Source organism: Streptomyces sp. NPDC003016 (assembly GCF_053591455.1).
On record NZ_JBSFTV010000080.1, the window covers coordinates 1 to 10,740 of the forward strand.

Consider the following 10,740-nt stretch of genomic DNA (forward strand, 5'->3'; position numbering starts at 1 on the left):
CCGGAGGAGCTGGCCAAGGAACTCGACATGACCCCCGAGAAGGTCATCGAGGTCCAGAAGTACGGCCGCGAGCCCATCTCGCTGCACACCCCGCTGGGTGAGGAGGGCGACAGCGAGTTCGGTGACCTCATCGAGGACTCCGAGGCGGTCGTCCCGGCCGACGCGGTCTCCTTCACCTTCCTGCAGGAGCAGCTGCACTCGGTCCTGGACACCCTCTCGGAGCGCGAGGCGGGCGTCGTGTCCATGCGCTTCGGCCTGGCCGACGGCCAGCCCAAGACGCTGGACGAGATCGGCAAGGTCTACGGCGTGACGCGTGAGCGCATCCGCCAGATCGAGTCGAAGACGATGTCGAAGCTGCGCCACCCGTCGCGCTCGCAGGTCCTGCGCGACTACCTCGACTAAAAGGTCCCGGGCCCTGGAGGTCCTGGACACCGGACACCGGCATCGGCGCCTCGGGCGGATCACTCGCCCGTGGCGCCGAGCCGCGTTCGCCCCCCGTCGCGGTCCCACTGCCGGCCCCCGCGGCCGAGCACTTCCTCCTCGGTCGTGTTCAGCTCCACAGGGGTCCTGCTCGTCAGCCGGACCCGTACGTACCGCGCCCCTTCGCCGTGGTCTGACGGCCGTCGGGCTGCCGGCCTGCGCCGTCTCCCGGTGGCTCCGGGCGGCCGGCCGGAGCGCGTCCGGTCGTCATCCCGGTCGTTCCAGGAGAAGTCCGGCATGGTGAACACGGCGAGCTTGCCGACGGCCGCCCGGTTCATCGGGTCGGAGACCGGCCCGCCGAGGCGGTCGGTCACGGAATCAGAAACGCGTCCGCCGCAACCGCCGCCGCCAGGCCCGCCACCAGCAGCCAGGTGCCCAGCCGTGTACGCCCGCGCCGGCTGAGCTCGATCACGCCCCCGCACAGGATCAGCGCCAGCCCGTACACCCCGACGACCAGGACCGACGACCGGCTCACCAGCCGCACCGCCAGCACCGCCGCCACCGCGACCATCAGGACCGAGGCCGCGGCGACGCGCATCCGCCTGGCCTGACGTGGTGCGAGGCCGCCGGCCCGTAGGGGCGAGGGGCCGTCCACGGCCTGCTCTCCGGCTTGCCCTTCGGCCTGTCCCTCGGCCTGTTCCTGGGCCTGTTCCTGGTCAGCAGCGCTCATGAGTTCGGATCGTAATCGCTCGTACGGGACGCCGCTGCGCCGCCCAGCAACCTGTCCGGTCGCCCCGGCAGTCCCGTGCGATAGGTTTTGCCTCTCCTCGACCACGACCGACCTCATCTGCGGAGACTGAGACCAATGGAAGACATCGTCAACGGACTTGGCCGTTCCGCCGCCTACGGCGCCCTGGGTGTGGTGCTGCTGACCCTCGGCATATTCCTGGTGGACGCCCTGACGCCGGGCAAGCTCGGCCGGCAGATCTGGGAGGAGCGCAACCGCAACGCGGCCCTTCTGCTCAGCTCGGCGCTGCTGGGTATCGGCGGGGTCGTGTTCACCTCGATCTGGACGACGTACAACGACTTCGGCAAGGGGCTCGTGTCGACGGCCGCGTTCGGGGTGCTGGGACTCGTGATGATGGCGGTGGCGTTCCTGGTCGTCGACCTGGTCACGCCGGGCAAACTGGGCGAAACGCTGGTCCAGGACGAGCCGCACCCGGCGGTGTGGGTGACGGCGTCGTGCAACATCGCGGTGGCGGCGATCATTTCGGCGTCCATCGCCTGACCCGCGGGACGGGGCTTCCCGGCCCCGCCCGCCTGCTCCCGACTCTCCCCTTCCCTTCCTCCTCCCCCGCTTCTCCTGCCCTTCCCCACGTGTACCGAAGGCCGCCCCCGCCACCACGGGGGCGGCCTTCGGCGTACACAGGTCCCTCCGTCACCCGTTCGGTTACTCCTTGCGCACAACTGCAAGCCCAGTGTGCAAAATTGGCGAGTCTAGACCCTCGACAAGGCCCGTGCAGAGGGTTGCGTGAATATGCCGTCGCACTGATCCGAGCTGGCTAAGCTCGCTCGGAGCGCGCCGAGTTGACATGAAATCACGCACTTGTTCGCAAGTGTCCTGATAGTTCGAATACATCCCCGCATCGACCGCCAGAGGGTTTACATGGTTCGCGTTGAATCGCCTCCGACTGACCGAGAGTCCTCCTTCTTCCGCGCGCTTGTGCCACCCGTCCTCCTGATGGCCGCGGCCACCGCCGCCGCCTTCTTCCTCGTACCGGAACCCGCCCGGATACCGGTCGTCTGGTTCGGCGCCCTGGCGACCGTGGTGGTGACGGCGGCCGCAGCCGAAGCCGTCCGTCGCGGCCGGGCCGCGCGTGCCCTGCGCGCGGAGTACGAGCAACGCCTCGCCTTCCTCGAACAGCGCGTCACCGGACACGACGAGGAGACCCTGCGGCTCAGCAAGGAGCTGCTGCCGAACGCCATCCACCTCCTCCGCCAGGGCCATTCGCCCGCCGAGGTGATCCGGACGGCGGTGGACGGAGACCCGGTCTACCGCGACCTGCGTGACCCGCAGCGCGCACTGGTGCGCTCCGTCCTGGAGATCGTCGACACCGAGGAGGCGATGCGCGACTCCGCGCAGCGCGCCTTCGTCAACATCGCGCGCCGCGTCCAGGCCATCGTCCACCAGCAGTCCAGTGAGCTGCGGATGATGGAGGAGGACCACGGACGCGACCCCCAGGTCTTCGACGACCTGCTGCGCCTCGACCACGGCACCTCGCTGATCGGCCGGCTCGCCGACTCCATCGCCGTACTCGGCGGCGGCCGTCCCGGACGACAGTGGCCCAACCCCGTACCGCTGTTCAGCGTGTTGCGCGGCGCGATGTCCCGCATCCTGGAGTACCAGCGGGTCGACCTGCACTCGATCGCCAAGGTCGCCGTCATCGGCACGGCCGTCGAACCGCTCATCCACGCCTGCGCGGAGCTCCTCGACAACGCCACGCGCTACTCGCCGCCGCAGACCCGGGTGCACGTCACCGCGGTGGAGGTGCAGACCGGCATCGCCATCGAGATCGAGGACGGTGGCGTCAGCCTCAGCGAGGAGGCCCGGGGCCGGGCCGAGCGGATGCTGGCCCAGGCCCAGGCCGGCATCGACCTCAACGACCTCGGAGAGACGCCGCGGCTCGGCATGGCCGTGGTCGGCCGCCTCTCGCAGATGTACGACCTGAAGGTCTCGCTGCGCCAGTCCGCGTACGGCGGGGTACGCGCGGTGCTCATCGTGCCGCGTGACGTGATCACCACCGGGCCCGCCCCCGGCATCGCCCACGGCATCGGCGCCACCGCGGTCCCCCGGCAGGGCCCGTCCGGCCTGTCGAGCGCGGAAGAGGCACGCATCCCCAGGCGCAAGCCGCGGCCGGCCGCCCAGCCCAAGCAGCCGGTGCCCGCCCCCGCACCTGCCGCCGCCAGGGAGGAGGACGTCCCCGAGGTGACCGAATGGACGGCGAACGGGCTTCCGCAGCGCCGCAGCCGGGGCCGTGCACCGCTCGGCTCCCACATGGTGCCGGCCGAGCAACAGCCCTCGGCGCCGCTCAACGGCCACGCCAACGGCGCGGCCAAGGAACCGGAGCCGGGGCTCTGGATCGAGGCCTTCAACAAGGGGTTCAACGGGACGCCGCCGGACCCGTCGGCCGATGACGAACCTGACGACGCGTTGGACAAGGGAGATCTCAAGTGATCCAGCAACGGGCAAATTTCGACTGGATGCTCAAGGAGCTGGCCGACGGAGTGCCGCAGATCCAGCAGATCGTGGTCCTGTCCGCGGACGGACTGCGCATCGCCCGGCACGGCGGCGACCCCGACGTCGCCGACCGGCTCGCGGCGGCATGCGCGGGGCTCCAGAGCCTCGCCGCGGCCGTCGCCGCCGAAATCCCGCACAGCGAGGGCAAGATGCGGCTCGTCGTCATCGAAGTCGACGGCGGCCTCTTCTACTTGATGGCAGCCGGGACCGGGGCCTACCTCGCGGTACTCGCCGACGAGACGGTGGACGCGGGTCTCATGGGGGCCCGCATGCGGGACTTGGTCATCCGTATCGGAGCCCACCTGACGAGCCCTCCGCGTCATGACGGGCAGACCGTATGAGTCCGCCCCAGCGAGAACGGCGACCCCGCGAAACGGGGGACCCGGAACGGCTGTACGTGCTCACCGGCGGCCCGGACGGCACGGAACGGGCCCCTCTCGACCTGGTCACGATGGTCGTCGCCCGCACCGAGCCGACACCGACGGTCCAGCCTGAGCAGGCCGCCATTCTGCGGCTGTGCCGGGCGCCGTTGTCCGTCGCCGAGATCTCCGCGTACCTCAGTCTGCCCTTCAGCGTGGTGACCGCGTTGCTGACCGATCTCCTCGCCACCGAGCTGGTCGAGTCGCGGGCGCCCATCGTCCGCGCCGCTCTGCCGGACCGGTCCCTCCTCGAAGCGGTGATGCATGGACTTCAGAAACTCTGAGACGATCACCGGCCCGCGCCGCGAGGACGTCCTCCCCACCACGGCCACGGCCGCGGTGAAGGTCGTGATCGTGGGCGGGTTCGGGGTCGGCAAGACCACGATGGTGGGTTCGGTGAGCGAGATCCGTCCGCTGACCACCGAAGAGACCATGACGCAGGCCGGGGTCGGCGTCGACGACAGCCTGGAGGGCAAGACCGCCACCACGGTGGCCATGGACTTCGGCCGGATCAGCATCAGCGACGAACTGATCCTCTACCTCTTCGGCACACCGGGCCAGGAGCGCTTCTGGTTCCTGTGGAACGGCCTCTTCGAGGGCGCTCTCGGCGCGGTGGTGCTGATCGACACCCGCCGCCTCGAAGTCAGCTTCGACGTGATCGGGCGCCTGGAGGAGCGCGGTGTGCCGTTCGTCGTCGCCGTCAACACCTTCCCCGACGCACCCCGTCACCCCGTCGAGGCGTTGCGGACCGCCCTCGACCTGCCCCCCGAAGTGCCGATAGTGGACTGCGACGCGCGAGGGCGCGCGTCCTGCCGCGATGTCCTCCTGACACTGATGCGCTATCTGCACTCCTTGTCCCTGTAACCGCCGGCCTGATCGCCCGATACCTGGAGTGACCGTGACCACCCCTTTCCCCCATCCACCCGGAGCGGACGACGGGGCGCTTCCGCCCCCGGGTTGCCCGGCCCACGCCACCGCCGGCCGGGGCCCGGGCGGCCTGCGCCGGCTGTACGGGCCCGAACACGAGAACGACCCGATGGGCCTGTACGAGAAGCTGCGCGCCGAGCACGGCCCGGTGGCGCCCGTGCTGCTGAACGACGACGTACCGGCCTGGCTGGTCCTCGGGCACACCGAGAACCAGCACATGACCCGCACCCCGTCGCAGTTCTCCCGCGACTCGCGCCACTGGCGCCTCATCAAGGACGGCACCGTACCTCCCGACCATCCCCTGGCCCCCGTCTTCACGTGGCAGCCCATCTGCGTCTTCGCGGACGGCGCGGAACACGAGCGGCTGCGCGGCGCGGTCACCGACAGCATCGGACGCATCGACCACCGGGGTGTACGCCGCCACATCAACCGCTTCAGCAACCGGCTGGTCAATGAGTTCTGCCAGGACGGCCGGGCCGACCTGGTGAGCCGGTTCGCCGAGCACCTGCCGATGATGGTGATGTGCCAGATCCTCGGCATGACGGAGGAGTACAACGAGCGGATGGTGCAGTGCGCCCGCGACATGATCAAGGGCACGGCGACGGCGAACGCCAGCAACGCCTATGTGATGGACGTACTGAACAAGCATGTGGCCCGGCGCAGGATCAAGCCCGAGGAAGACTTCACCACCTGGCTCGTCGAGCACCCGGCCGGGCTCACCGACGACGAGGTGAGCCAGCACCTGCGGCTGGTGCTGATCGCGGCGTACGAGACGACGGCGAATCTGATCGCCAACGTACTGCGCATGGTGCTCACCGACCCGCGCTTCCGCGCCCAGCTCAGCGGCGGCCACATGACGCTGCCCGAGGCGGTCGAGCAGACCCTGTGGGACGAGCCGCCCTTCACCACGATCTTCGGCCGCTGGGCTGTCGGTGACACGGAGTTCGGCGGCCAGCAGATCAAGAAGGGTGACGCCCTCATCGTCGGGCTGGCCGCCGCCAACATCGACCCGGTGGTACGGCCCGATCCGCACGCCTCGATGCAGGGCAACCGCGCCCACCTCGCTTTCAGCGGCGGACCGCACGAGTGCCCGGGGCAGGACATCGGGCGCGCCATCGCCGACACCGGCATCGACGCGCTGCTGATGCGCCTTCCCGATCTTCAACTCGCCGTGGAGGAGCATGAGTTGCGGTGGCGCAGTTCGCTCATGTCCAGGCATCTGATCGCGCTCCCGGCCAAGTTCGCCGCGCGTCCGCCGCAGGATGTCGCGAGTTCCCCGGGAGCGATGACGCGCGCGACGCCGCTCCCGGACTGGCAGGTGGAATCAGCGCCCAGGGCGAGCGCGCCGCAGCCGGAACCGGCACTGGAGCCGGCGCCGGTGCCGGTGCCGGTGCCGGTGCCCCAGTCCGCCCCGATGCCTGCTCCCGCCCCCGCCTCACCGTCCTCGACGGCACAGACGCGAGCCGTGATTCCGGCTCAGCGCAGGCCGGCGGCGCCGAAGCGGATGTGGCAGTCGGTCACCCGCTGGTGGCGCGGCTACTGACCCTCAGCTGGTCCCACCACCAGGAGATCGTCGGGAGGGGAAGCGGCTCGGAGCTGTCGTCGGCCGGACGCTGCTTCCACCACCCGTCCGACTTGCCCTCCGGGGCCGAGGGAACGCTGTAACGGGGACAGACGGAGGCCCAGTCGAGGTGCCCCCGGACGAACTGGCCGAGCCCCTGTACGTACCGGCGCAGTCCACTGCCCGCGTCCTCGAGCACCTGGTCGCGCAGCCGGAGGAAGAGCACCATGACGCGGTCCCGCATGGCCACGGCCTCCTGCAGCGCGTGGTGCGGATCGCAGCCGAGTTCCTGGCACAGGACGTCGATCAGATTGAGGTCGTCGTCGGCCCGCAGCAACTCCTTGTTGCGGGAGTAGAGGTCGTTGTCCCAGCTGACCAGCGTCCAGGTGATCTCGGTGAGTGCCCGGACGCGCGGGTCCTCCAGATCGTCGTCGGGTATGGAGTATCCGGCGACGATCTCGATCATCGCGGTGGAGGGGGCCATCCCTATGGCCCTCATCCACAGCGTGACGTAGTCGTCGAGCGAGGGCAGGTCCGGCCTGCGGCGCCAGGCCGCCTCCCACACCAGCCCCGAGGTGTAGACGCGCATGGCGTCGGTCCAGCGGCGGATCTGCTGCCGGGACGCGTACTGCTCCAGCTCCAGCCGGAGCAGGCGCAGTGCCGCCGCGTGCGGCGACTCGTCCGGGCGATGGGCTGCCGGGGCCTCTACGGCCCGGACGATCCGGGCCGTCTCCTGGGCGAGGGAATCCGCGGTGGCGTAGGCCTCGTCGCACACGCCGTCGTCGAACGAGAAGAGCACGGCGTGGAATCTGGCCATCAGGGCGAGCGGTCCGGGCTGTCCGTACGGCATGGTCGAAGCCGTCAGACCGCCGAAGTCGCAGAGTGCGAGCCGACTGCGCTGATGATCGTCCGTGTCGAGACTCTGTTGGAGCATCCACCGGACGGTCATGTCGTTGAGCGTCCGGGCCGACGGGTGGACGACGGACGGGACCGGACAGTAGAAGGGCATGGTCGGTAACGGCTGTCCCAGCCGACGTGGCGAGATTACGGTCATGTTCGGCCTCCCCTTGAGTGCCCCCGCGTACGCTGGAGCGTATATGCCCATGTACAACCGTCAATAACAATGCAACTGGCCGTTGCCTGAAGCAAGTTGACCACTTGCTGACCAGAGTTGCAGAAGTCCGCCTTTCACCGCTGTGCCGGGGGTTCTCACGGCTTATACAGGTGACTGACGCGTCAGTCAGCCTCTCATCAACGGGCTCGGTCCTTTATCACGTACGGCTTCTCCTGAACCATGCGTTGTGCTCTTCTCAACACGCGGATACGGTGGCCGACCATGCGGCAAGAGCCCGGAGTCCGAGTCGGCGACTGTGGTGGCGAGGTCGCCGAGCGAGTGCGTCAGGTGATCGACACCGTCGGCGTGAGCCGGCGCGAGTTCGCCCGGCGGGTCGTCATGGACCCCTCCAAACTGTCGCGTTCACTCAGTGGAGCCCGCCGGTTCACCGTGGCTGAATTGGCCCGTATCGCCGACACCGCCGACGTGGACGCGGGCTGGCTGTTCGGGACCCGCCCCGAGGCGCCCGCCAAGCCCTCCGCCGTACGGCGCGACCGCGCCGCGGCCGCCGCCGCGCCCCGGGGTGGCAGGCCGCTCCAGATCGTGCGGGAGACCGCGCGGCTGATCGCGGAGCGCGGTTTCCACGCCGTACGGGTCTCCGACATCGCCGAGGCCTGCGCCACCAGCACCGCCGCCATCCACTACCACTTCCCCGGCCGGGACGAGCTGCTGGAAGCAGCCGTGCGCTGGTGCATGGACGAGGACACCGCCCGCCGCGCGGCCCGTATCGCCGATGCCGGAGACACCGGTGACGCCGCGGACGAGCTGCGGGAGCTGATCGAGCTCCAGACGCCGTACACCGAGCAGCAACGGTGGCAGTGGAGCGTCTGGCTCGACCTGTGGGCGGAGGCGGCCCGCTCCACCGCCGTGGGCCGGTTGCACGTCGCGTACCACCGGCAGTGGCGTGCGACGGTCGCCGGCGTCCTGCGGCGCGGCATCGACCAGGGCGTCTTCCGCCCCACGGACCCGGACGCCGCCGCGCTGCGGCTGACCGCGCTGATCGACGGCCTGGCCACCCAGGTGCTCGCCGCCGCACCGGACCCGGAAGCGGGCGCCGAACCGGGCGCGGGCACCAGCCTCGAGGACATGCAGGCCGCGCTGCTCGCCTACGTGGACGCCACCCTGTCCGTTCCCGCCCACCACGGCTGAACCGGGCCCCGCCCGTATCCCCACCCACCGCCCCACTCAGGAGCCATCATCACCTGCGCCCTCACCGGCGCCGCTGACACCGTCCGCAAGCACCCGCACATGCCGGTCTGCTCCGAGCAGAGCCCGCTCCGCCGTCGAGGCCGCCCGGGCCGGCGCCGCCGTCGTGCACCTCCACGTCCGCGATCCCGAGACCGGCGCCCCGTCCCGTGACCCGCTGCTCCACCACGAGGTCGTCGAGTGGATCAGGGAGACCGGCACCGACGTCGTCATCAACCTCACCGCCGGCCTGGGCGGCGACCTGGTCGTCGACCCCGACGAGCCGCTCAGACACCTCCCCGGCACCGGCCTGGTGGGCAGCCTCGACCGGTTGCCGCACGTCGAGAACCCGCTGCCCGGCATCTGCACGCCCGACTGCGGCTCGCCCCCTTCGACGACGGCAGCAACCTGTACGTCTCCACCCCCGACATGTTGCGCGCGAAGTCCCCGGCTTCACAGCCAACCGCCGCCAGGAAGCGCTGCGGCGCGAGGCCGTGCACACGGTCACCAACGGCGAGGCCACCGTGCGCGAGACCGAGTAGTACCAGCAGCGAACCCACTGACCATGAGGAGCACGGGCGGGCGGGCCCGGTACGCGGACTGAACCGCCCTCGTGCCCGGGAGGGCTTCCGCGCCGTCCGGTGCCACATACCCCCCTCAAGTGGCCTTTCGACTGCCCGTCGAGTGTCTTTCAGGCCCCCGGCCCGGGGTCGGGCCTGACCGGTTCGAGGATGCCGGCGCGGGCCGCTTCGAGCTGGGCGGCGAACGCAAGGCCCAGGAAGAGCGCGATGCCCGTGAGATTCGCCCAGAGCATCAGGGCGACGAAGGCGGTGAGCGGCCCGTAGACGGCCCCGAAGGAGCCGCTCTTGGCGACGTACAGGGCCAGCAGCCAGGTCGCCGTCACCCACAGCGTCAGGTGTACGGCGGACCCGACGGCGAGCCAGGTGTAACCGGGCTGGTCACGCCGGGGCGCCCAACGGAATATCACCGCCGACGCCAGCAACGCCAGCAGGACACCGACCGGGGCCTTCAGCAGCCCCCACACGCCGAGCAGGGACACGGGCCACCCGAGCGCCTCGACCAGCGACTCCCCCACCGCTTCACCGGCGACGAGGGCCAGGAAGCCCAGCACCATCGGTATACCGGCTCCCAGAGCAAGCAGCAGGCTCCGTCCGTACTTCACGAGGAAGGGCCGGTCCCTCTCGATCCCGTAGATACGGTTGCTGCCGCGCTCGATCTGTCCCATGGCCGAGGTCAGGTTCAGTACGGCGAAGCCGAGCCCGAGCCACATCGCGACCGCGATCGACGTACTGCCGCCGGCGCTGCGCCGGGTGTCCGCGAGGGCCTCTTCGACCAGTTCATTGCTGGCACCCGGCACGATGTGTCCGAGCGTCAGCTCCACGACCCGCCCCACGCTGTCGGTGTGCACGGACGCAGCGACGCCCACCAGGGCGATGGCGAACGGCACGATGCCCAGGACCACCTGGAAAGCCAGCGACCGCGCGTGGCTGAACCCGTCCGCGTACCGGAAACGAGAAAAAGCATCGAGGAACAGCTTGCGGCCTCCGTAACGCCGCAGAGCGGTCAGCGCCTCATCACCGGAGAGTTCCTCTCCGATCATGTCCCGAGTCTGGGGGACATGCACCACAGTTCCCATCGGACGCCCGCTTTCGCTCGTTTTCCTGTTCGGACCAACTCCGGTCCTGAGAATACGATCTCTGAACGCAAAAAAGCCCCGGTCCCTGGACATAAGTCCAGGGACCGGGGCATAAAATTTGTTCGGCGGTGTCCTACTCTCCCACAGGGTCCCCCCTGC

General features: G+C 69.9%; 12 protein-coding genes and 1 pseudogene. 9 read left to right on the forward strand and 4 right to left on the reverse strand.

The window, feature by feature from the left end:
- Positions 1 to 402: sigma-70 family RNA polymerase sigma factor (locus tag ACWDZ4_RS34570; protein WP_355726593.1), on the forward strand; the 402-nt coding region annotated here is incomplete at its 5' end.
- Positions 403 to 461: 59 nt separating this feature from the next.
- On the opposite strand, the gene ACWDZ4_RS34575 is transcribed toward ACWDZ4_RS34570, so the two are convergent.
- Together ACWDZ4_RS34575 and ACWDZ4_RS34580 are read right to left on the reverse strand one after the other, a co-directional pair.
- Positions 462 to 794, reverse strand: coding sequence for a hypothetical protein (locus ACWDZ4_RS34575; protein WP_451512351.1), 333 nt, complete (start codon positions 792 to 794; stop codon positions 462 to 464).
- Positions 791 to 1,150 (reverse strand): hypothetical protein, encoded by a 360-nt coding sequence (locus ACWDZ4_RS34580; protein ID WP_451512352.1) that lies wholly within the window; start codon positions 1,148 to 1,150, stop codon positions 791 to 793. The genes ACWDZ4_RS34575 and ACWDZ4_RS34580 overlap by 4 nt, the downstream gene beginning before the upstream one ends.
- 135 nt (positions 1,151 to 1,285) lie before the next feature.
- Between ACWDZ4_RS34580 and ACWDZ4_RS34585 the strand changes: the two genes are divergently transcribed.
- From ACWDZ4_RS34585 to ACWDZ4_RS34610, 6 genes are all read left to right on the forward strand, one after another.
- Entirely contained in the window at positions 1,286 to 1,708 is a 423-nt protein-coding gene (locus ACWDZ4_RS34585; protein WP_344490701.1) for a DUF350 domain-containing protein, read from the forward strand.
- Positions 1,709 to 2,086: 378 nt separating this feature from the next.
- Complete coding sequence (locus ACWDZ4_RS34590; protein ID WP_451512353.1) at positions 2,087 to 3,655, forward strand: ATP-binding protein; 1,569 nt, start codon at positions 2,087 to 2,089, stop codon at positions 3,653 to 3,655.
- Positions 3,652 to 4,059: a roadblock/LC7 domain-containing protein gene (locus ACWDZ4_RS34595; RefSeq protein ID WP_451512354.1), complete on the forward strand. Its 408-nt coding sequence runs from the start codon at positions 3,652 to 3,654 to the stop codon at positions 4,057 to 4,059. The genes ACWDZ4_RS34590 and ACWDZ4_RS34595 overlap by 4 nt, the downstream gene beginning before the upstream one ends.
- The gene (locus ACWDZ4_RS34600) at positions 4,056 to 4,421 is read left to right on the forward strand and encodes a DUF742 domain-containing protein (RefSeq protein ID WP_450264214.1); all 366 of its coding nucleotides are present in this window, start codon (positions 4,056 to 4,058) and stop codon (positions 4,419 to 4,421) included. Before ACWDZ4_RS34595 ends, ACWDZ4_RS34600 begins: the two co-directional genes overlap by 4 nt.
- A complete protein-coding gene (locus tag ACWDZ4_RS34605) occupies positions 4,402 to 5,001 on the forward strand; it encodes a GTP-binding protein (RefSeq protein WP_344500161.1) in 600 nt (199 codons plus the stop codon). Before ACWDZ4_RS34600 ends, ACWDZ4_RS34605 begins: the two co-directional genes overlap by 20 nt.
- A gap of 34 nt (positions 5,002 to 5,035) precedes the next feature.
- Positions 5,036 to 6,607 carry a cytochrome P450 gene (locus tag ACWDZ4_RS34610; protein ID WP_451512355.1) on the forward strand — a complete coding sequence of 524 codons (1,572 nt, stop codon included), beginning with the start codon at positions 5,036 to 5,038 and terminating at the stop codon, positions 6,605 to 6,607.
- On the opposite strand, the gene ACWDZ4_RS34615 is transcribed toward ACWDZ4_RS34610, so the two are convergent.
- Entirely contained in the window at positions 6,582 to 7,559 is a 978-nt protein-coding gene (locus tag ACWDZ4_RS34615) for a terpene synthase family protein (protein WP_451512356.1), read from the reverse strand. The two genes, ACWDZ4_RS34610 and ACWDZ4_RS34615, sit on opposite strands and share 26 nt — an antisense overlap.
- 402 nt (positions 7,560 to 7,961) lie before the next feature.
- Between ACWDZ4_RS34615 and ACWDZ4_RS34620 the strand changes: the two genes are divergently transcribed.
- Together ACWDZ4_RS34620 and ACWDZ4_RS34625 are read left to right on the forward strand one after the other, a co-directional pair.
- On the forward strand, positions 7,962 to 8,888 hold the full coding sequence (locus ACWDZ4_RS34620; RefSeq protein ID WP_451512357.1) for a TetR family transcriptional regulator C-terminal domain-containing protein: 927 nt from the start codon (positions 7,962 to 7,964) through the stop codon (positions 8,886 to 8,888).
- A gap of 45 nt (positions 8,889 to 8,933) precedes the next feature.
- Positions 8,934 to 9,398, forward strand: a pseudogene (locus ACWDZ4_RS34625) (3-keto-5-aminohexanoate cleavage protein); the annotation flags it as partial.
- A 217-nt stretch (positions 9,399 to 9,615) separates the two neighbouring features.
- Here the strand turns inward: ACWDZ4_RS34625 and ACWDZ4_RS34630 are convergent.
- Entirely contained in the window at positions 9,616 to 10,581 is a 966-nt protein-coding gene (locus ACWDZ4_RS34630) for a YihY/virulence factor BrkB family protein (RefSeq protein ID WP_451512358.1), read from the reverse strand.
- Positions 10,582 to 10,740 lie beyond the last annotated feature (159 nt).